The organism is Pantoea cypripedii (genome assembly GCF_002095535.1).
In the GTDB taxonomy this organism is placed as follows: domain Bacteria; phylum Pseudomonadota; class Gammaproteobacteria; order Enterobacterales; family Enterobacteriaceae; genus Pantoea; species Pantoea cypripedii.
Map to the genome: position 1 here is coordinate 1,690,600 of NZ_MLJI01000001.1, position 21,637 is coordinate 1,712,236.

Annotated in this window: 19 protein-coding genes; 5 read left to right on the plus strand and 14 right to left on the minus strand. The window is 55.8% G+C overall.

Annotated features, from left to right (window positions below; all coding sequences use genetic code 11):
* Positions 1 to 194: 194 nt before the first annotated feature.
* Both mfd and HA50_RS07890 read right to left on the minus strand, forming a co-directional pair.
* Positions 195 to 3,638: a transcription-repair coupling factor gene (gene mfd / locus HA50_RS07885; RefSeq protein WP_084873906.1), complete on the minus strand. Its 3,444-nt coding sequence runs from the start codon at positions 3,636 to 3,638 to the stop codon at positions 195 to 197.
* A gap of 93 nt (positions 3,639 to 3,731) precedes the next feature.
* Complete coding sequence (locus tag HA50_RS07890; protein ID WP_084878417.1) at positions 3,732 to 3,941, minus strand: hypothetical protein; 210 nt, start codon at positions 3,939 to 3,941, stop codon at positions 3,732 to 3,734.
* 230 nt (positions 3,942 to 4,171) lie between these two features.
* Here HA50_RS07890 and lolC point away from each other — a divergent pair, with 230 nt between their 5' ends.
* Genes lolC through cobB form a run of 4 tightly spaced genes read left to right on the plus strand, consistent with a single transcriptional unit; the run spans position 4,172 to position 8,195 of the window.
* Complete coding sequence (lolC, locus tag HA50_RS07895) at positions 4,172 to 5,371, plus strand: lipoprotein-releasing ABC transporter permease subunit LolC (RefSeq protein ID WP_084873907.1); 1,200 nt, start codon at positions 4,172 to 4,174, stop codon at positions 5,369 to 5,371.
* A complete protein-coding gene (gene lolD / locus HA50_RS07900) occupies positions 5,364 to 6,065 on the plus strand; it encodes a lipoprotein-releasing ABC transporter ATP-binding protein LolD (RefSeq protein WP_084873908.1) in 702 nt (233 codons plus the stop codon). The genes lolC and lolD overlap by 8 nt, the downstream gene beginning before the upstream one ends.
* Complete coding sequence (lolE, locus tag HA50_RS07905; RefSeq protein WP_084873909.1) at positions 6,065 to 7,309, plus strand: lipoprotein-releasing ABC transporter permease subunit LolE; 1,245 nt, start codon at positions 6,065 to 6,067, stop codon at positions 7,307 to 7,309. Before lolD ends, lolE begins: the two co-directional genes overlap by 1 nt.
* Positions 7,310 to 7,361: 52 nt before the next feature.
* Positions 7,362 to 8,195 carry a Sir2 family NAD+-dependent deacetylase gene (gene cobB, locus HA50_RS07910; protein WP_084873910.1) on the plus strand — a complete coding sequence of 278 codons (834 nt, stop codon included), beginning with the start codon at positions 7,362 to 7,364 and terminating at the stop codon, positions 8,193 to 8,195.
* Between the two features lie 95 nt (positions 8,196 to 8,290).
* Here the strand turns inward: cobB and potD are convergent, their stop codons facing one another.
* Genes potD through potA form a run of 4 tightly spaced genes read right to left on the minus strand, consistent with a single transcriptional unit; the run spans position 8,291 to position 12,074 of the window.
* Positions 8,291 to 9,334 carry a spermidine/putrescine ABC transporter substrate-binding protein PotD gene (potD, locus tag HA50_RS07915; protein WP_084873911.1) on the minus strand — a complete coding sequence of 348 codons (1,044 nt, stop codon included), beginning with the start codon at positions 9,332 to 9,334 and terminating at the stop codon, positions 8,291 to 8,293.
* A gap of 10 nt (positions 9,335 to 9,344) precedes the next feature.
* Positions 9,345 to 10,118 carry a spermidine/putrescine ABC transporter permease PotC gene (potC, locus tag HA50_RS07920; RefSeq protein ID WP_084873912.1) on the minus strand — a complete coding sequence of 258 codons (774 nt, stop codon included), beginning with the start codon at positions 10,116 to 10,118 and terminating at the stop codon, positions 9,345 to 9,347.
* Entirely contained in the window at positions 10,115 to 10,975 is an 861-nt protein-coding gene (potB, locus tag HA50_RS07925; RefSeq protein ID WP_084873913.1) for a spermidine/putrescine ABC transporter permease PotB, read from the minus strand. The genes potC and potB overlap by 4 nt, the downstream gene beginning before the upstream one ends.
* Positions 10,959 to 12,074, minus strand: coding sequence for a spermidine/putrescine ABC transporter ATP-binding protein PotA (potA, locus tag HA50_RS07930; protein WP_084873914.1), 1,116 nt, complete (start codon positions 12,072 to 12,074; stop codon positions 10,959 to 10,961). The genes potB and potA overlap by 17 nt, the downstream gene beginning before the upstream one ends.
* A 305-nt stretch (positions 12,075 to 12,379) precedes the next feature.
* On the opposite strand from potA, the gene pepT reads away from it, so the two are divergent.
* Positions 12,380 to 13,606 carry a peptidase T gene (pepT, locus tag HA50_RS07935; protein WP_084873915.1) on the plus strand — a complete coding sequence of 409 codons (1,227 nt, stop codon included), beginning with the start codon at positions 12,380 to 12,382 and terminating at the stop codon, positions 13,604 to 13,606.
* Positions 13,607 to 13,715: 109 nt separating this feature from the next.
* Here the strand turns inward: pepT and HA50_RS07940 are convergent, their stop codons facing one another.
* The 8 genes from HA50_RS07940 to rluE all read right to left on the minus strand — a co-directional run bounded on the left by HA50_RS07940 (position 13,716) and on the right by rluE (position 21,522).
* On the minus strand, positions 13,716 to 14,837 hold the full coding sequence (locus HA50_RS07940) for a ribosomal protein uL16 3-hydroxylase (protein ID WP_084873916.1): 1,122 nt from the start codon (positions 14,835 to 14,837) through the stop codon (positions 13,716 to 13,718).
* Positions 14,838 to 14,894: 57 nt separating this feature from the next.
* On the minus strand, positions 14,895 to 16,355 hold the full coding sequence (gene phoQ, locus HA50_RS07945) for a two-component system sensor histidine kinase PhoQ (RefSeq protein ID WP_084873917.1): 1,461 nt from the start codon (positions 16,353 to 16,355) through the stop codon (positions 14,895 to 14,897).
* A gap of 3 nt (positions 16,356 to 16,358) precedes the next feature.
* Positions 16,359 to 17,027 (minus strand): two-component system response regulator PhoP, encoded by a 669-nt coding sequence (gene phoP / locus HA50_RS07950; RefSeq protein ID WP_084873918.1) that lies wholly within the window; start codon positions 17,025 to 17,027, stop codon positions 16,359 to 16,361.
* A gap of 105 nt (positions 17,028 to 17,132) precedes the next feature.
* Positions 17,133 to 18,503: an adenylosuccinate lyase gene (gene purB, locus HA50_RS07955; RefSeq protein WP_084873919.1), complete on the minus strand. Its 1,371-nt coding sequence runs from the start codon at positions 18,501 to 18,503 to the stop codon at positions 17,133 to 17,135.
* A 48-nt stretch (positions 18,504 to 18,551) separates the two neighbouring features.
* The gene (gene hflD / locus HA50_RS07960; protein WP_084873920.1) at positions 18,552 to 19,193 is read right to left on the minus strand and encodes a high frequency lysogenization protein HflD; all 642 of its coding nucleotides are present in this window, start codon (positions 19,191 to 19,193) and stop codon (positions 18,552 to 18,554) included.
* A 34-nt stretch (positions 19,194 to 19,227) separates the two neighbouring features.
* Positions 19,228 to 20,340: a tRNA 2-thiouridine(34) synthase MnmA gene (gene mnmA, locus HA50_RS07965; RefSeq protein ID WP_084873921.1), complete on the minus strand. Its 1,113-nt coding sequence runs from the start codon at positions 20,338 to 20,340 to the stop codon at positions 19,228 to 19,230.
* 38 nt (positions 20,341 to 20,378) lie between these two features.
* Entirely contained in the window at positions 20,379 to 20,855 is a 477-nt protein-coding gene (locus HA50_RS07970; RefSeq protein WP_084873922.1) for an NUDIX domain-containing protein, read from the minus strand.
* Between the two features lie 16 nt (positions 20,856 to 20,871).
* Positions 20,872 to 21,522 carry a 23S rRNA pseudouridine(2457) synthase RluE gene (gene rluE, locus HA50_RS07975; RefSeq protein WP_084873923.1) on the minus strand — a complete coding sequence of 217 codons (651 nt, stop codon included), beginning with the start codon at positions 21,520 to 21,522 and terminating at the stop codon, positions 20,872 to 20,874.
* Between the last annotated feature and the right edge of the window lie 115 nt (positions 21,523 to 21,637).

Below are 21,637 nucleotides of genomic sequence, written 5' to 3' on the forward strand. Positions count from 1 at the left end.
GGACTCATGCAAAGATAGTCAGGAACCGAATAATTATCCAACAACGGGGATGATTTTAATATAACTATCTAAATAGCATCAGGTTAATTCGATTTTTGTAGCGGCGCGATTTATCGCGCAGGTTTTTGGTAGCAGATGTTCCGTACCAAAGGGCGCGTGATAAATCACGCCGCTACGAAGGGTGCCAAAATCGGTTACACGCGATGATTCGCCAGATCGCCAACGAATTTTTGCACCCAGTCCATGCGCGACTTACGTTCGGTTAAATCGCGGGTGAATTTCAGGCGCGTTGGACCATCCAGCTTCCATTGTTTCGGGTCTTTTTGCAGCAGACCAATCAGCCAGCCAGGATCGACATGATTCTGCGGAGCGAATTCAAAGAAGCCGCCTTTTTCGCTGGCCTCAATGCGTCGTACCCCCAGCTCGCGCGCCACTAAGCGCAGCGCGGCGATATCCAGCAGGTTACGCGCCGCATCTGGCAGCGTGCCGAAGCGATCAATCATCTCCACTTTCAGCTCGGCCAGTTCGCCGTCATCACCGGCGCTGGCGATGCGTTTGTACAACGACAGGCGGGTATTCACATCGGGGATAAAGTCATCCGGCAGCAGGGCGGGCATACGCATCTCGATCTCCGTCTGGTTGCTGGTAAGATCTTCCAGCGACGGCTCGCGTCCGGCCTTCAGCGCGTCAACCGCGCTTTCCAGCAGCTCCATATACAGCGTGAAGCCGATGGTTTCCATCTGGCCGCTCTGATCTTCGCCCAACAACTCCCCGGCACCACGGATCTCCAGGTCATGAGTGGCGAGGGCAAAACCGGCACCCAAATCTTCCAGAGAAGCGATGGCTTCCAGTCGCTTCTGCGCATCGGTGGTCATGGCTTTAGGATGTGGCGTCAGCAGCCAGGCGTAAGCCTGATGGTGCGAACGACCCACACGACCACGCAACTGGTGCAGCTGCGCCAGACCAAAATGGTCGGCGCGTTCGATGATGATGGTATTGGCGCTCGGCACGTCGATACCGGTCTCGATGATGGTGGTACACACCAGCACGTTAAAACGCTGGTGGTGGAAATCATTCATCACCCGTTCCAGGTCGCGCTCACGCATTTGACCGTGACCAATGGCGATACGCGCTTCCGGTACCAGTTCCGCCAGCCGCTGGGCGGCTTTTTCAATGTTTTCAACGTCGTTGAACAGGTAATAAACCTGGCCGCCGCGCAGCACTTCACGCAGAATCGCCTCACGCACCACCAGGCTGTCAAACTCACGTACAAAGGTTTTCACCGCCAGACGGCGTGCCGGTGGCGTGGCGATAATTGACAGATCGCGCATGCCGCTCATCGCCATATTCAGGGTACGCGGGATCGGGGTGGCGGTGAGGGTCAGAATATCGACATCGGAACGCATCGCTTTGATACGCTCCTTATGGCGCACACCGAAACGGTGTTCTTCATCGACAATCAACAGGCCGAGATCGTGCCATTTCAGGTCACTCATCAACAGCTTATGGGTGCCGATCAGAATATCCACTTTGCCTTCAGACGCCTGTTCGAGGATCTGATTTTGTTCTTTAGCGCTGCGGAAGCGGGACAGCATTTCAATGCGCACCGGCCAGTTGGCGAAGCGGTCACGGAAGTTGTCGTAATGCTGTTGTGCCAGCAGGGTGGTGGGCACCAGCACCGCCACCTGTTTGCCGTTTTCCACCGCCAGAAACGCAGCGCGCATCGCCACTTCGGTTTTACCGAAGCCAACATCACCGCACACCAGGCGGTCCATCGCCAGCGGCTGGCACATATCGCTCAGTACCGCATTGATGGCCTGCGCCTGGTCTGGCGTGGTTTCAAACGGGAAACCTTCACAGAACAACTGATATTGATCGCGGTCGTGCTTAAAGGCGTAACCGGCTTTGGCGGCGCGCTGTGCGTAGATATCCAGCAATTCAGCCGCCACATCGCGTACTTTTTCTGCTGCCTTCTGACGCGCGCGTGACCAGGCATCGCTGCCCAATTTGTGCAGCGGCGCGTTCTCATCGGCACCCCCGGCATAGCGGCTGATCAGATGCAGTGATGACACCGGCACATAAAGTTTGGCGTCACCGGCGTAGGACAACATCAGGTATTCCGCCTCGATACCACCAGCCTCAAGGGTGGTGAGGCCGATATAGCGTCCCACGCCGTGTTCCAGATGCACCACCGGCTGGCCGGGATGCAACTCCGCCAGGTTGCGGATCAGCACATCCGGGTTGATGGTGCGACGATTATCCTGACGACGGCGGCTGACGCGCTCGCCCAGCAAATCGCTTTCGCAGATAAAAGCCAGCTGACGTTCGCTATCGATAAAGCCCCGCTCGCTGGCACCAATCATCAGGCTGTGCGCGTGCTGGCTGGCGTCCGCCAGACGGGTGATCGGCTGCGGGCGTAATTTAATGCGCGCCAGCAATTCCTGCAGACTTTCGCGGCGGCCCTCGCTCTCCACCGAAAACACCACCGGACCGGCAAATTGTTCAAGGAACTGGCGCAGCAGGTCGAGCGGCGCTTTCGCCTGTGCCTGCACCGTCAACTCCGGCAGCGCCTGATAGCCGAGATTGGTGTTGGCGGCTTTTTCCGGCAGCGTATCACTGCTTAACTGGATACGTGGCCAGGCTTTCAGCTCGCCGAGCAGTGCATCCGGGCGCAGCCACAGCTCAACCGGCTCCAGCAGCGGACGCATCGGGTCGATACGGCGATTTTCGAAACGGGCGTTGACGTCCTGCCAGAAACGCTGTGCGCTGCTTTCCAGATCACCGCTGTTGATAATCAGCGTGTTAGCGGGCAGGTAGCTAAACAGCGTTGACAGTGATTGTTCGAAAAACAGCGGTTGCCAGTACTCAATCCCGGCGGGCAGGGTGCCTTTGCTCACCTGCTGATAAACGTGTTCCGGTTCGCGGCGCACATCAAAGGTTTCGCGCCAGCGGCTGCGGAACTGTTCAATGGCGGCTTTATCGGTGGGAAACTCGTGCGCTGGCAACAGATTGATGGCATCAACCGCTTCCAGCGTGCGCTGCGTATCGACATCAAACAGGCGCAGGCTGTCGATCTCGTCATCAAAAAAATCAATGCGGTATGGCTGGTCGCTGCCCATCGGGAACAGGTCGAGCAGTGCGCCGCGCGTGGCGTATTCGCCGTGCTCCATCACCTGATCAACATGGCGATAACCGGCCTGCTCCAGCTGGTCACGCAGGGCATCCCGCGATAATCGTTGGCCTTTTTGCATCACCAGCGCATGGCCGTGCAAAAAGCTGTGCGGACAAACGCGCTGCATCAAGGTATTCACCGGCATGATCAGCATGCCATGCGTCAGCGTCGGCAATTGGTATAAGGTGGAAAGACGGGCGGAGATAATATCCTGATGGGGCGAGAAGCTGTCGTAGGGCAGCGTTTCCCAGTCGGCGAGGTTACTGACCGGCAGATCGGTGAACTGGCGAATCTCCTCCTGCAGACGCAGGGCAGATTGCATATCCGGGGTAATCATCAGCACCGGACCTTTATGGCGTTCGGTGATGCTGGCACATTCCACCGCCTGAGCGGCACCTGGCAGTTGACCGAGTTGACGATGGTCACCGGCTTTCGCTGGCAGGGTATAACGACTCTGTTCGGACATGGGGTCTCGACATTCTCTCCTTTTATTCCAGGGCGTCATCATTCCATAATCCGCCCTGAGGATCACCTGTCGCGGTGCTTTTTTCCGGTTGCGTTACTTAATCGATTGCTGTGTATAGTGCATACGCGGGCGGTCAATGTTGGCCCAGGACAGTTCCTGCTCCAGATGGTAGCTGTGATTACCATCGTCCCACTTCACGTAATAACCGGTTGGCGCATCTCCCTGTTCAAAAACGTTAACAACCTCGCCTTTTATTTCTCCCGATTTGTGTTTCACAATACTGCCTTTGGGAAACTTAAACATATGTTGTACCCCCACAATCAACATTACTACATCATTCAGTCTACCCCAGCGGCTGGTCAATAAACGCACAATTAACGTCATTATTTTGTCACTATTTTGTGCAATGACCTGCAGGGTGACGTATTTTGACGCAACTTTGCCGCAGACTCAGAGGGTTAGAGGTTTCATAAAGCAGGCAGCTCCTTTATCATCCCTGTACTTATTTTCAGGCTACTGCCAAGACGGATCTCATGTATCAACCAGTCGCGTTATTCATCGGCCTGCGCTACATGCGTGGACGTGCTTCAGACCGCTTCGGTCGCTTCGTCTCCTGGCTCTCGACCATCGGCATCACGCTGGGCGTGCTGGCGCTGGTGACGGTGCTCTCGGTGATGAACGGCTTTGAGCGCGAGCTGGAAGGCAACATCCTCGGCCTGATGCCGCAGGCGCTGGTCACCAGCGACAAAGGCAGCATCAATCCGCAACAGCTGACGCCGCAAAGCCTTAATTTGCAAGGCGTGACACGCATCGCGCCGCTCACCACTGCCGATGTGGTGTTGCAGAGCGCCCACAGTGTCTCCGTTGGCGTGATGCTCGGCATCAATCCGGATGAGAAAGATCCGCTTACCCCGTATCTGGTCAATACCCAGCAGAGCGTACTCCAGGCAGGCCAATATAACGTCATCCTCGGTGAGCAGTTGGCGGGGCAACTGGGCGTTAAACGCGGCGATCAATTGCGCCTGATGGTGCCCTCTGTCAGCCAGTTCACCCCGGTTGGCCGTGTGCCCAGCCAGCGTATCTTTACCGTTGCGGGAACTTACGCTGCCAATAGCGAGGTCGATGGCTACCAGATCCTCGTCAACCAACAGGATGCCTCACGCGTGATGCGCTATCCGCTTGGCAACATCACCGGCTGGCGTCTGTGGCTGGATAAACCGCTCAGCGTGGATGCACTGAGCCAGCAGAAGCTGGCCGATGGGCTGGTATGGAAAGACTGGCGTGAACGCAAGGGTGACCTGTTCCAGGCGGTGCGCATGGAGAAAAACATGATGGGGCTGCTGCTTAGTCTGATCATTGCCGTCGCCGCCTTTAACATCATTACGTCGCTCGGGCTGCTGATCATGGAAAAGCAGGCCGAAGTGGCGATTCTGCAAACCCAGGGCTTAACCCGCCGTCAGATCGTGGCGGTGTTTATGGTGCAAGGGGCCAGCGCGGGCATTATCGGTGCGCTGCTCGGCACGCTGCTCGGGGTACTGCTTGCCAGCCAATTAAATCATCTGCTGCCGGTGATTGGCCTGTTCCTTGATGGTGCCGCCTTGCCGGTGGATATCAATGTCTGGCAGGTGGTCACCATTGCGCTGGTGTCGATGGCCGTAGCGCTGCTTTCCACTCTTTATCCGTCATGGCGCGCTGCCGCCGTTCAACCCGCTGAGGCTTTACGTTATGAGTAACACCCCTTTGTTGCAGTGTCGTGACCTGTGTAAACGCTATCAGGAAGGCAGCGTGCAGACCGATGTGCTGCGCAACGTGGCCTTCAGTCTCCAGCCTGGTGAACTGACGGCGATTGTCGGCAGCTCCGGTTCCGGCAAAAGTACCTTGCTGCACCTGCTGGGCGGTCTGGATGCGCCGACCTCCGGTGATGTGGTGTTCGACGGCAAATCGCTGAATGCCATGTCCTCCTCCGCCAAGGCCGAGCTGCGTAACCGCGAGCTGGGCTTTATCTATCAGTTCCACCATCTGCTGCCGGATTTCACCGCGCTGGAAAATGTGGCGATGCCGCTGCTGATTGGCAAAAGTGCCAAAGGCGAAGCGGAGGCCCGCGCCCGTGAGATGCTGGCGGCGGTGGGGCTGGAAAAACGCGCGGCGCATCGTCCCTCGGAGCTGTCCGGTGGTGAACGCCAGCGTGTGGCGATTGCCCGTGCGCTGGTGAATCGTCCGCGTCTGGTGATGGCCGATGAGCCGACCGGTAACCTCGATGCACGCAACGCCGATGCCATCTTTGAGCTGCTGGGTGAACTGAACACCCGCCAGGGCACCGCCTTCCTGGTGGTAACCCATGATTTGCAGCTGGCAAAACGTCTCAGCCGTCAGATGGAAATGCGTGACGGCCAGCTGAGCGAACATTTAACGCTGGGAGCGCTGTAATGAGGCCTTCGTTATCCCTGCTGCTGGGGTTACGTTTTAGCCGTGGCCGTCGGCGTGGCGGCATGGTTTCGCTGATCTCGATTATCTCAACGGTGGGTATCGCGCTGGGCGTGGCGGTGCTGATCATCGGCTTAAGTGCGATGAACGGCTTCGAACGTGAACTCAACAGCCGCATTCTGGCGGTGGTGCCGCATGGGGAAATCGAGCCGGTTAATCAGCCGTTCCGTAACTGGCAGCCGATGATTGCCCCGATTGAGCAGGTGCCGGGTATCGCCGCCGCCGCGCCTTATGTGAACTTCACCGGACTGATTGAGAGCGGGGCGAAGTTACAGGCTTTGCAGGTCAAAGGGGTCGATCCACAACAGGAACCACGTCTGAGCGCACTGCCGCATTTTGTCGCTGATAACGCCTGGTCACAATTCGCGGCCGGTAAACAGCAGATTATTCTCGGTGGCGGTATCGCGACATCGCTGAATGTGAAGCAGGGCGACTGGATCACCATCATGATCCCCAACAATGATGGTCAGAATAAGCTGCTGGAACCCAAACGGATTCGTTTGCAGGTGAGCGGTATTCTGCAACTGAGCGGTATGCTCGATCACAGCCTGGCGCTGGTGCCGCTGGCCGATGCGCAGAATTATCTGGATATGGGTGACAGCGTCAGCGGTATCGCGCTGAAAATGAACGATCCGTTCAAAGCGCAGAAGCTGGTGCGTGATGCCGGTGAAGTGACGCATTCTTACGTCTATATCCGCAGCTGGATTGGCACCTACGGTTATATGTATCGTGATATCCAGATGATTCGCGCCATTATGTATCTGGCGATGGTGCTGGTGATTGGTGTGGCCTGCTTCAATATCGTGTCAACGCTGGTGATGGCGGTGAAGGATAAAAGCAGCGATATCGCGGTGCTGCGTACCCTCGGTGCCAAAGATGGTCTGATTCGTGCCATCTTCATCTGGTACGGCCTGCTGGCCGGATTGCTGGGTAGCGTCAGCGGTGTGGTGGTTGGCGTGGTGGTGGCACTGAATTTGACGCCGATTATGCGCGGACTGGAGCATCTCACCGGCCATCAGCTGCTGGCAGGGGATATTTATTTTATTGATTTCCTGCCGTCGGAACTGCACTGGCTGGATGTGATTTCGGTGCTGGCGACAGCGATAATTTTGAGCCTGCTTGCCAGCTGGTACCCGGCGCGGCGCGCCAGCCGCATCGATCCAGCCCGCGTATTAAGCGGGCAATAACTGCAAACCAGCGCAACTGCGGCACAGCGGTTGCGCAGATTAAGGAGCCTTTATGCGCACTCTCCGTCGCCGCGTACGACTCGCCCGCTATAAAAAGACTCGCCGTAAAGTGCATCAGCGTTTTCGCCAGCGTATTTTCGAGCGCGACCGGAAAGCGGAGCTGGCAGCACATCCATTGCCGCATGTGGTGGTGCTGACCGGGGCGGGGATCTCGGCGGAGTCGGGTATTCGTACCTTTCGTGCTGCTGATGGTTTATGGGAAGAACACCGGGTGGAAGATGTGGCGACCCCGGAAGGCTTCCGGCGCGATCCGGCGCTGGTGCAGGCGTTCTACAATGCGCGCCGCCGCCAGCTGCAACAACCGGAGATCCAGCCGAATGCGGCACACCGGGCGCTGGCAGAGCTGGAGCAGGTGCTGGGGGATAATTTCCTGCTGGTGACGCAGAATATTGATGATTTGCACGAACGTGCCGGGAGCCAGCGTGTGCTGCATATGCACGGTGAGCTGCTGAAGGTGCGTTGCGTCAATAGCGGCCAGGTGATTGACTGGCAAGAGGATCTCACCCCGGACGATCGCTGCACCTGTTGTCAGTTCCCGTCACTGCTGCGTCCGCATGTGGTGTGGTTTGGCGAAATGCCGCTGGGCATGGAAGAGATTTATCAGGCGCTGGATCGCGCGAATCTGTTTATTGCCATCGGCACCTCCGGCCACGTCTATCCGGCTGCCGGTTTTGTCCATGAGGCGAAGGTGCAGGGCGCGCATACCGTGGAACTGAATCTGGAACCGAGCCAGGTAGGTAACGAGTTTGCTGAGAGCCAGTATGGTCTGGCAAGCGAAGTGGTCCCGGCGTTTGTGCACACCTTTCTGCGCGGGCTGTATAAATAAGCGTTATACCGTAGCGGCGCGATTTATCGCGCGGTTGTTTGGGTGCCGATGCCCAAAGGCGCGCGATAAATCGCGCCGCTACGGAGAAAGATGGACTATTGCCCTGCTTTTAATTTCTGGAACAACGTCTCGTACTGCACGCTGGCATCGCCGACATCATTCTGCCACTCACCATTTTTAATCACCTCAGCCGACGGATACAGCGACGGGTCATTGGAGACGCCCTGCGGCAGCAGTTTTTTCGCCGCCAGATTCGGCGTCGGGTAGCCGATGGTTTCCGCCACTTTTGCTGCCACTTCCGGACGCAGCAGGAAGTTAATTAACTTCAGCGCGCCGGCTTTGTTTTTCGCATTGGCCGGGATCGCCAGATTATCCATCCAGAAAATGCCGCCTTCTTTCGGCCATACCACCTGCAATGGCGTACCGGCCTGACGGGCCACATAGGCTGAACCGTTCCAGATCATGCCGAGATTCACCTCGCCTTCCATATACGGATTGCCAGGGTTATCGGAGTTAAATGCCAGCACGTTCGGCATCAGCTTCTTCAGCTCCTCGTAAGCGGCTTCGATCTCTTTCGGATCGCGCGTGTTGCCCGAATAGCCCAGCTTGCGCAGCGCCATCTGGAAGACTTCGCGCGCGTCATCGGTCAACAGCAGGCTTTGCTTGTATTCGGGTTTCCACAAATCCGCCCAGCTGGTGATGCTTTTCGGGTCGATCGCATCGGTATTGACGCCAATGGCGGTCGCCCCCCAGATATAGGGAATCGAATAGTCATTATTGGGATCAAACGGCTTATTCAGCAGGTTGGGATCGAGGTTGTGAAAATTGCTCAGCTGCGACTTATCAATCTTTTGCAGCATGCCTTCATTGCGCATTTTGGCGATGAAATAGGTGGAGGGCACCACCAGGTCGTAAGCGCCGTCTTTCCAGGTTTTCAGCTTGGCATACATGCTTTCATTGGATTCGTAGGTGGAATAAATCACCTTGATGCCGGTTTCTTTGGTGAACTGCTCCAGCAGGCCCGGTGGGACATATTCGGTCCAGTTGTAGAAATAGAGCGTGTTGCTGTCATCAGCCTGCGCGCTCTGCATCCCCAGTGCCAGCGCCCCAGCCGCCAGCCAGTGAGACCATTTTTTCATTGGTTGTCCTCTATTTGGTTTTATCCCGCAATAACAACTGGCTGGCTGCCACCAGCAGCAGCGACAGCAGCAGTAAAATGGTAGCCAGTGCATTCACCTCGGGTGATACGCCGACTTTCACCATCGAATAAATTTTCAATGGCAGAATCTCAAACGTCGGGCCGGTGACGAAGGAGGAGACCACTACATCGTCCATCGACAGGGTAAAGCTCAGCAGCCAGCCCGCCGCCACCGCAGGTAACGCCAGCGGCAGCAGAATCTTGCGCAAAATGGTGATTTCACTGGCACCGAGGTCTTTTGCTGCTTCCAGCATCCGCACATCAAAGCCTTTCAGGCGTGAGTAGACGGTAATCACCACAAACGGCAGGCAGAAGGTGATGTGAGAAAACAGCAGCGACCAGAATCCCAGTGAGATACCCAGCAGCATAAACAGCACCAGCAGCGAAATCGCCATCACAATATCCGGCGACATCATCACCACAAACAACATGCCGCTGACGAAGGGTTTACCACGGAAACGGTAGCGATACAGCGCCACTGCCGTCAGCGAGCCAATCAGCGTTGCACAGCTGGCAGACAACACCCCCATCAGCAACGAATGCTGCGCCGCCTGTAACAGGCTGTCGTTGTTTACCAGCAAGGCATACCACTGGGTACTGAAACCCTGCCAGTTGATGCCGAAGCGTGAGGCGTTAAACGAATTGACGATCAGGATGATGATCGGAATATAAAACCAGGCGTAAATCACCGCCATAAAGCTAGCGCGTAACCAGCGAGCCATCATTGCAGCTCCATTTTGTTATTCAGCAGGCGGGCGGCGCGCCAGTAAAACAGCAACATCAGCCCCATCAGTAGCGTCATCACGATGCTGGTGGCGGCACCAAAGGGCCAGTCGCGAATATTGAGGAACTGGTTCTTGATCACGTTACCAATCAACAGATTTTTCGCGCCCCCCATCAAATCGGAGACGTAAAACAGGCCCATCGCCGGGATCAATACCAGCAGGCAACCGGCGACGATACCGGGCATAGTGAGCGGCAGAATGATGCGTATAAAACGTTGCAGCGTATTGGCTCCGAGGTCGCGCGCGGCCTCCAGACAGGCTTTATCCAGTTTTTCCAGGCTGGAGTAGAGCGGCAGCACCATAAACGGCAGCAGGATGTAGATCAGCCCGAGGATCACCGCTTCTGGCGTGTACATGATGCGAAAGGGTTGGTCGATGACGCCCAGCCACAGCAGAAACTCGTTCAGCCAGCCGCGGGTGCTGAGAAAAATTTTCAGGCCGTAGATGCGGATCAGTGAATTGGTCCAGAACGGCACAATCAGCAGAAACAGCATCAGCGGGCGCAGGCGCTCGGGCAATTTTGTCAGGCACCAGGCAAAGGGATAACCGAGCAGCAGGCAGCACAGGGTGGCGATGACCGCCATATTCAGCGAGTGCAACAACACTTCGGCGTAGAGCGGGTCGAGCAGGCGGCTGTAGTTGCTGAGGGTAAACACCATGCTGACAAAATGTGCATCGTCGCGAGTCAGAAAACTGGTGACAAAGATCATCAGATTGGGCAGCAGTACAAATAGCGTCAGCCAGCTGACAATCATCACCACGATGGCGTTTTGCAGGCGATTACGCATCAGCTTCATACGGCAGCACCACCTCCCAGCTCTGTACCCAACTCACCGCCATTTTCTGGTTCAGCGAATGGTCAAAATCGGGGTCATCCTCATTGAAAAATTCGCTCACCGTCAGAAGCTTGCCATTTTCCAGTTCAACGGTGGATTCCAGCGTCATCCCTTTATAGTTCCGCTCACGCACGTAGCCCACCAGGTGCTCGCTGCGGCTGTCATGGTCGATCTCTTCCACGCGCAAATCTTCCGGGCGCAACAGGACATGCAATTTATCACCAGGCACCACCGGGAAAGGGCAGTGGATATCACATTCCCGTCCTTCCACCCGGGCGCGCACGCTGGGGGCGTTGTCACTGCTTACTACCTCAGCGTCAAACACGTTGATTTCACCGATAAAGCGCGCGACAAACAAATTGGCCGGTTCTTCGTAGATTTCGCGTGGCGTACCGTCCTGCTCGATACGACCATCACGCATCACCACGATGCGATCGGACATGGTCAGCGCTTCTTCCTGGTCGTGAGTGACGAACACAAAGGTGATGCCGAGCTTGCGCTGCAATGCTTTCAGTTCGTTCTGCATCTGCTTACGCAGCTTGTAATCCAGCGCGGAGAGGGACTCGTCCAGCAGCAATACTTTGGGCCGATTCACCACCGCACGGGCAATGGCGACACGCTGTTGCTGGCCGCCTGACAGCTGATGAGGACGGCGGTCAGCAAAACTTTCCAGTTGCACCATCGCCAGCGCGTCATTGACGCGACGGGTAATTTCTGCCGCCGGGGTTTTCTGCATCCGCAAGCCAAACGCCACGTTTTCAAATACCGACATATGCGGGAACAACGCATAGCTCTGGAACACCGTATTGATATGACGGTGCTCGGCAGGTGTGTCGGTGATGTCATTGCCATCGAGGATGATGCGACCCTGATCGGCATCTTCCAGTCCGGCGATCAGACGCAGAATGGTGGTTTTACCGCAGCCGGAAGGACCGAGCAGGGTGATAAATTCACCATGACGGATAGTCAGCTGGAAATCGGAAATGATGGATTTACCATCGAAGGCTTTACTGATGCCAGAAAGCGTAACCAGCGCCTGTTGCGCGCGTGTTTGCGTCATTTTAGTCACTCAGTCTGAAAATGATCTGATTACAGCATAGTCGCACGCAGCGGCCAGCCGTGATGAAGGGCGGGATAATACCTGAAAAATGCGCCAATGCCATGTTTCCACGTGGAATTACCTTGAAAAGTCTGAAAAAGAACGGAGTATGCTGTAGCGACACGCAGCGGCACGGAAAATCTTTCTGCATCCGATGATTGAGCAAATCATCATGACGGGACTAACCTGATGGATAATGATTTGACGCAACAACGCGTCGCCAGTGACCAATGATAATAAATGCAGGTTCTTTAGAGGGATGACCGATGGATCAATTACTTGAGCGCTTTCTCAGTTATGTGGCGATAGAAACCCAATCCAAGCCACAGGCACGGCAGGTACCAAGCAGCGAAGGGCAGTGGACGCTGGCGCGTCAGCTCCAGGAAGAGCTGCTGGCTTTAGGTTTTGTGGATGTGACGTTAAGTGACCATTGCTGTGTTATGGGCACCTTACCGGCGAATGTTGACTGGCCGACCCCGGTGATCGGCTTTATTTCGCATATGGATACCTCGCCGGATTTCACGGCGAAAAACGTTAATCCGCAGATTATTGAAAATTACCGCGGCGGGGATATTGCTCTCGGCAACGGTGATGAAATTCTTTCACCGGTAATGTTCCCGGTGTTGCACAAATTGATCGGCCATACGCTGGTCACCACCGATGGTAAAACCTTGCTCGGGGCGGATGATAAAGCCGGGGTGGCGGAAATCATGACCGCCATGGCACGCCTCGCGCAGGGGGACATTCCGCATGGTGCGATTCGTGTCGCCTTTACGCCGGATGAAGAGATTGGCCGTGGTCCGTCATACTTTGATATCGAAGAGTTTGCCGCCGACTGGGCTTATACCGTGGATGGTAGCGATCTGGGTGAGTTTGAGTTTGAGAACTTCAATGCGGCATCGGCGACGGTCAAAATTGTCGGTAACAACGTGCATCCGGGTACCGCCAAAGGGGTGATGGTGAACGCGCTGGAACTGGCGATGCGTTTCCACGCCGAAGTGCCAGCCAACGAAAAGCCGCAATTCACCGAAGGCTACGAAGGCTTTTACCATCTGCATACTATGAAGGGGACCGTGGAGCACGCGGAGATGATGTATATCATCCGTGACTTCGATGCGGATAACTACGCCAAACGTAAGCAACTGCTGGAAGATATCGGGCGTCGGATCAGCAAGGGCCTGCATGCGGAGTGCACGATAAAAGTCGAGATCAGCGACAGCTACCGTAATATGCGCGAGAAAGTGGAACCGCATCCGCACATTATCGAACTGGCGTTACAGGCGATGCATGACTGCGGCATTGAACCCAACGTGAAACCGATTCGCGGTGGCACCGACGGTTCAGCGTTGTCGTGGAAAGGACTGCCGTGTCCGAACCTGTTTACCGGTGGCTACAACTATCACGGCAAACACGAGTTCGCTTCACTGAACGTGATGGCGCAGGCGGTGGATGTGATTGTGCGCATTGCGGCGCTGGTGGCTGAGAAAAAGTAAACCAGGTCGGCAATCGACCTGATGCAGAACCGTAGCGGCACGATTTATCGTGCGGGTTTTAAACGGTGCGCGATAAATCGCGCCGCTACGCATTCATACAAGCCTCAACTTAATCAGCGAAGTACCAATAACCGCTGTTCACCAGCGCGGCGACCTGCGCCAGAAGTGAAGGATCGTTCAGCGCTTCACCAAAGTCTTCCAGCGTCAGTACCTGACGATGAGCCAGCGCCGCCAGCACTTCCGGGTGGCTACAGTCCACGCGCTCGCCGTTAACAAACACTGCATCACCCAGCGTCAGCACGCGTAACCCACCGAGGCGCGTCAGGGCATCACCCTGTTGCAGCGCATCATAGATTTCATCTGGCTGGTACGGTGGTTCTGGCGGAGCGATATCCAGCTCGTGGCGTGACTGCGAAATAAATTCGCCAAACCACTGGTTAAACTGCTCGGGCTGATTGATCACATCCAGCATCGCGGCACGGATACCCTCCACCTCGGAAGGCAGAATTTGTGACGGACATTCACGCGTCGGCACATCGGGATCGCTATAGCGATAGCTGCCCAGCTCGTGAGCCAGCACGTAGTCGGCAAAACCGCTGATCAGCTCGCGACCGCTTGGCGCACGGAAACCCACTGAGTAGTTCAGCGCGTTTTCCAGTGAGTAGCCTTCGTGCGGGAATCCCGGCGGGATATAGAGGATGTCACCCGGTTCCATCTCTTCATCAATGATGGCGTCAAAGGGTTCCACCTGGAGCAGGTCGGGATGTGGGCAGTGCTGCTTCATCGGCACTTTCTCGCCGACGCGCCAGCGACGGCGACCGGTGCCCTGAATGATAAACACATCGTACTGGTCGAAATGCGGGCCCACACCGCCGCCAGGCACGGCAAAAGAGATCATCAGATCGTCAATGCGCCAGTCGGGCAGGAAGCGGAACGGACGCATCAGCGCGGCAGAAGGCTCATGCCAGTGGTTAACCGCCTGCACCAGCAACGACCAGTTGTTTTCACCGAGATGATCGTAGCTTTCAAACGGACCATGGCTTACCTGCCATTTACCGTTGTCATGGCTCACCAGGCGGCTGTCCACCTCGTTTTCCATTGCCAGACCGGCCAGCTCATCAGGAGAAATTGGGTCAATAAAGTTTTTAAAACCACGTTTAAGCACCACCGGACGTTTTTGCCAGTAACGCTGAATAAAGTCGGGCCAGTTAAGATCGAGCTGATAATCCATAGAAGGGTTCCGGTTAGGGCCATGAATGCCTGCAAGTATAACAGCCCGCGCGCCTTTCTACTCGCGACGATGTTCAACTTCCTGACGCTGGAAAATGACTTCCATACGCGCGCCGCCAAGCGGGCTGGTGGTGGCGATAACCTGACCGGCATACTGCTCCAGAATGTCGCGAACCACCGCCAAACCTAAGCCCTGGCCGGGGCGCAGGGTGTCGGCGCGTTGACCGCGAACAAAGATTAAATCGCGCTTACTTTCGGGGATACCGGGGCCATCATCGTCGATAAACAGGTGTAACGCTTTATCGGTTTGCCGTGCACTGACTTCAATAAACTCCAGACAATATTTGCAGGCGTTATCCAGCACATTACCCAGCACTTCCATAAAGTCATTCTGATCGCCGATAAAGGTCAGTTCGGGAGAGATATCGAGGGTGATTTCCACCCCTTTACGCTGATAAACCTTATTCAGAGCCGAACACAGGCTATCGAGTAGCGCTGAGACGGAATGCAAATCGCGCTGCAACGGGTTGTGATCGGCCTGCATACTGGCGCGATGCAGGTAATAACCGATCTGCTGCGAGATGCGGCTGATTTGCTCCAGCATCACCGGCTCCGCCTGTTCCACAGTCAGGTCTTTACCGCTGCGCAGCGAACGCAACGTACTTTGCAACACCGCCAGCGGCGTCTTCAGGCTGTGAGTCAGGTCTGAAAGGGTGGTGCGATAGCGGGTATAACGCTGGCGCTCATTGGTGAGCAGTAAATTCAGGTTGCGTACCAGGCTGCGCAGTTCCTGGGGAGGATTATCATCCAGATTCTCCCGCTGACCGGTTTCCAGCTCGCGCACCTGTGAGGTGAGATGCCCAATTGGCCGCAGACTCCAGTGCGCGGCCAGCCACAGCAGTGGGATCACCAGCAGCAGGTTTGCTGCCAGCACGTAGCTGAACCATGACCACACCACATCGGAATGCTGGAGTTCCTGTGGGATCGAATCGACCACCACAATGGTCAGCGCCGGTAAGTTGGTGGTGGCGTCATAGCGGTTGACCGCGACCGAGTGGGTAAAGGTATCGTTGCTGTTAGTGTCCAGGGCGTGAAGCTGTTTCTGCGCCACCAGGTTGTTACCCATCGCCGCCAGGCTGGTGCGGTTGCTGGTATCTATTTCGTAGAAGTCAGGCTTGAGTAGCCACTCGCGCCGAATTTTGCGGCGGATTTCCGGTACATCACGCTGTTGCCACAGCAGTTTGCCGTGTTCATCGTAGATAAACACCAGCGTCGGGAAGTTGAGCGTCATACGCTCTGGCTGGGCAATGGTCAGCCGGTTGTCCTGCCACTGCGCAAGGGTAAAGAACAGGTTGCTTTCGCCACGCATCACGCGATAGGTGTTTTTGTCGAAACTCACCACATAACCCACCACGGCTACCATGCCGTAAGAGAGCGACAGAAACAGCACAATGGCTGCCGTCGCCAGCAGAAAGCGGGCGCGCAGGGAAAAGGGGCGCAGGCGATGAAACCAGTTCATTTTTTAGAGATCGAAACGATAGCCCTGACCGCGTACCGTGTTGATCACTTCCGTCGGGTGTAGGGCGAGAATTTTTTTACGTAAACGACCCATCAGCACATCAATAGTGTGGCTTTCACGTAATTCAGCATCGGGATAGAGTTGCAGCATCAGCGAATCTTTACTGACCACTTTTCCGGCGTTGCGGATCAGGGTTTCGACGATGGTGTATTCAAAGGCCGTCAGTTTAACAGGCTCCTCATTCACCGTCAGCTCGCGACGCGAGAGATCAACCTGGAACGGCGGCATCGAGATAATCTGCGAAGCATGGCCGCTGTTACGACGCATTAACGCCTGCAAACGGGCAGCCACTTCTTCGATATGGAACGGTTTGGTGACGTAGTCGTCGGCACCGGCTTCCAGCGCTTCAACTTTTGCCTGCCAGCCTTCACGGGCGGTAAGCACCAGAATCGGCTGACGAATGGCTTCGCCACGCCAGCGGCGGATCAGTGACATACCATCTTCGTCCGGCAGGCCCAGATCAACCAGCGCGATGTCCGGTATATGCTCCTGGAGGAAATAATCAGCTTCTTTCGCATCTTCTGCGGCATCCACCTGGTGACCCATTTCGCGCAATTGCACGGCAAGGTGATGACGCAGCAGCGCATTATCTTCCACAACCAGAACACGCATAGCTTTTCCTTACTTTCAACTCATTGATGGAGCAAAGTATATGCGAAGTCAGCTAAACCGCAGATTAACACAGGCGAGCCGCAGCCCGCCTGTGTTCGCAGGGGATTATTTCAGATCATCAACCATCTGAATCGCACGGCCGAGGTAGTTGGCTGGCGTCATTTGCTTCAGACGCACTTTTTCCTCTTCCGGCAGTTCAAGGCCATCAATAAACGCCTGCATACCGGCGGCATCGACGCGTTTGCCACGGGTCAGCTCTTTCAGTTTCTCGTACGGTTTCTCGATGCCGTAACGACGCATCACGGTCTGAATCGGCTCAGCCAGCACTTCCCAGTTGTGATCCAGCTCGTCAAGCAGACGGTCGCGGTTCACTTCCAGCTTGGAGATACCTTTCAGGGTGGCCTGGTAGGCGATCAGCGCATAACCGACGCCAACACCGAGGTTACGCAGCACGGTGGAGTCGGTCAAATCACGCTGCCAGCGCGACACCGGCAGTTTGCTTGCCAGATGCTGCATCACCGCATTCGCCAGACCGAGGTTGCCTTCGGAGTTTTCGAAGTCAATCGGGTTAACTTTGTGCGGCATGGTGGAAGAACCGATTTCACCGGCGATGGTTTTCTGTTTGAAGTGATTCAGGGCAACGTAGCCCCAGATATCACGGTCAAAATCGATCAGAATGGTGTTGAAACGCGCCATGCAATCAAACATTTCAGCGATGTAGTCATGCGGTTCGATCTGCGTGGTGTACGGGTTCCAGGTAATGCCCAGTGAGGTGACAAAGGCTTCGCTCAGCTGGTGCCAGTCCACTTCCGGGTAGGCGGCAATGTGGGCGTTATAGTTACCGACCGCGCCGTTGATTTTACCCAGCACTTCGATGTTGCCGAGCTGACGCAGCTGACGCTCCATGCGGTAAGCGACGTTAGCCATCTCTTTACCCATGGTGGAAGGGGTAGCGGGCTGACCGTGGGTGCGTGACAGCAGCGGAATGTCGCGATATTCCTGCGCCAGGCCTTTCACTGCCGCAATGATTTTGCTCCAGTAAGGCAGGATCACCTCTCGGCGTGCCGTTTCCAGCATCAGCGCATGCGACAGGTTGTTGATATCTTCAGAGGTGCAGGCAAAGTGGATAAATTCAGATACCGCGTGCAGTGCCGGTACGTCTGCCACTTTCTCTTTCAGAAAGTATTCCACCGCTTTTACGTCGTGGTTGGTGGTGCGCTCGATGGTTTTAATGCGTGCGGCGTCGGTTTCGTTGAAATTAGCAACAATCGCATCAAGGAAAGCGTTTGCGTCAGCATCAAATGCAGGAACTTCCTTGATCTCTGCGGTCGCGGCCAGTTTCTGTAACCAGCGAACTTCAACCTCAACACGGAATTTCAGCAAACCGTATTCGCTGAAAATCGCGCGCAGTGGGCTGACTTTATCGCCGTAACGACCATCGACAGGTGAGACGGCGGTCAGAGAGGATAATTCCATCAGTGCAACTCCTGAATCGTTTAACAAAGCGTGATGCCGGAAAGGCGCTTAATACGCCGTTCCCAGCCGGGATAAAATGGTTTTTGCCTCGCGCAGTAAACGCTGACGCGAGAACATCAGCTGCAGGCGGCCACCGCCAACCTGCTGCCATAATACGGCAGAACGGATGCCCGCCAGCAAGGTGGCACGTACCCGGTTCTGGATCTGGCTGCTCTGCAATACCTGTGGCGAGCCGGTCACCTGAATACGCGGGCCGAGTGGGCTTATCACATCAACATAAATGGCGGCCATTGCACTGGTGATGGTGTCGGATTCCAGCTCGTAGTGCGCCAGTTGACGATCAAGCTGGCTGATGCGCTGGGCCAGGGTGTTGAGTGCTTGTTTATTGCTGTGCAGCTTGCGCTCCAGCACCACCAGACTCAGGGTATAGCGCATCAACTCCGCGCCTGCACCCTGACGGCTGCTGCTGTTCAGCACCGCCATCATGGTTTCCAGGCCGAGCCGCAGATTGGCTTCATCGTTGCCATACACCGCCAGCGTGGAGCCAGGATTGAGATCCAGCAGGCTGCGCAGCGAGACATTCAGTGCGGCGTTATTACAATTGCCCTGATGCGCCAGCTGCTGCACCAGATGGGCCGCCTGGCAAACACCTGCCAGCGCCAGCGTAATCTCATAATAGTTCTTAGCCACGGTTACTCCTGTATACGCGTCGGCAACGCCGACCTCAGGCAGCTGCCCAGGGCAGACGCTGTTCGATAATGCCGCCACCAAGGCACACTTCACCCAGGTAGAACACGGCAGATTGTCCCGGCGTAACAGCAGCAACCGGCTCATCAAAACGGACTTCAATACGGTCATCACCCAGCGGGATAATTTCGCAGGGGATGTCGGTCTGGCGGTAACGGGTTTTCACCGTACAGCGCAGTGGGGCGGTGATCGGCTGACGATCAACCCAATGCAGCTGCTGGGCAATCAGGCCCACGGACATCAGACGCGGATGATCACCGCCCTGCGCCACAATCAGGCGATTGCGCTCGACATCTTTATCGACTACATACCAGGGATCGTCATTGCTTTCTTTGCGTCCGCCAATCCCCAGCCCCTTACGCTGACCGAGGGTGTGATACATCAGGCCCTGATGTTCACCGACGATCTCGCCATCAACGGTTTCAATGGCACCCGGCTGGGCAGGCAGATAACGGCCAAGGAAATCGCGGAATTTGCGTTCGCCAATAAAGCAGATGCCGGTGGAGTCTTTTTTCTTTGCGGTGATCAGATCAAGCTGCTCGGCAATGCGGCGGACTTCCGGTTTTTCCAGCTCGCCGACCGGGAACAGGCTTTGTGCGACCTGCTGGTGGCTGAGGGTGTAGAGGAAGTAGCTTTGATCTTTGTTGCCATCAAGGCCGCGCAGCAGGCGGCTCTGACCATCAACATCCTGACGGCGGACATAATGGCCAGTGGCGATAAAGTCAGCACCGAGATCTTCTGCGGCGAATTCAAGAAACGCTTTAAACTTGATCTCTTTATTACACAGAATGTCGGGATTCGGCGTACGGCCCGCTTTGTACTCTTCGAGGAAATGTTCAAAAACATTGTCCCAGTATTCAGCGGCGAAGTTGACCTTATGCAGTTTGATACCGAGTTTGTCGCAGACGGCCTGCGCATCAGCCAGGTCTTCAGCGGCAGTACAATACTCCTCGCCGTCGTCTTCCTCCCAGTTCTTCATGAACAGGCCCTCCACCTTATAGCCCTGCTGTTGCAGTAACCAGGCGGAAACGGAAGAATCGACGCCGCCGGACATACCGACGATCACTTTTTTCTGGCTGTTGTCAGACATGACACACTCTTCATTACGATAAAAACAGGCGGCGCATTCTAGCACGCGGAAGCCGGGTGCGCACCCTCGTGAAACGGCCACTGGAACGGTGCGACCAGTTGTAAGGGGTAGCGCGCACCCTGTTGCCACAATCGTACACTTTCAGCCACCAGCGGTGAACGCAGGTTATCCGCAGTGAGAATCTGCTCTGGCGTCAGCCACCAGCAGCAATCGATGTCATCATCATGCGGGGTGGTAGCGGCACGTTGTGCCAAATCCAGGCCAAACAGAAACCGCACAAAAGGCGTATTATCCGGGGCGATCCATTGCTGTACGCCAAGAAAATAGTGCGGTGCGGCATCAATACCGGTTTCTTCGAATAACTCGCGTTGCGCGGCTTCCAGCAGGGTCTCATCGGCCTCCAGATGACCGGCGGGTTGGTTCCAGGTGGCACGCCCGCGAATGCGTTCTTCCACCACCAGTAACTGACCTTCCGCCTGCACGATGCAGGCGACGGTGACATGAGGTTTAAACATCGATCCTCCCGGATTGTTAACCTGAAGTTATAAAATTCGGACTGATATCACGCCACTCACCCGGTGCCAGATTATCCAGCTGATGTTCCCCCATGGCGAAACGGATCAAGCGCAGGGTAGGAAAACCAATGTGTGCCGTCATGCGCCGCACCTGACGGTTACGGCCTTCATATAAGGTCATTTTCAGCCAGCTAACCGGAATGGCTTTGCGTTCGCGGATTGGCGGCTGGCGCGGCCAGAGCCACTCCGGCTCTGGCACCCGCTCGACGCCTGCGGGCAGGGTCGGGCCATCATTTAAGGTCACGCCGCTGCGCAGGCGGGATAAATCTGATTCCTGCGGTTCGCCTTCCACCTGCACAAAATAGACTTTTCCGGTGCGCTTGCCAGGCTGGGTCAGCTGCGCCTGTAGCGCGCCATCGTTGGTTAAAATCATCAGCCCTTCGCTGTCGCGATCGAGGCGCCCCGCGGCGTAGACGTCAGTCACGGGCACAAAATCCTTTAGGGTCTGGCGTCCGGCCTCATCGCTGAATTGCGGTAAAACATCGAAAGGTTTGTTAAAGAGTATGACGCGCACTGGACCCCGAGGCCGCGTATCACGGCGGACAGGCTTGCGTGACGGGGCGCTGAATCGTTTATCCTGGTGAATTCGTTGGGAAGTTTTTCGCATGGGCTTTGCAGTTGGTGACAATCAGCGCATTATAACGCGAAACTGCGGTGATTGGCGCGGCGGAAATATTCAAGTAGTATTGACGCGCATCTTACAAATCATTAACAAAAAATCG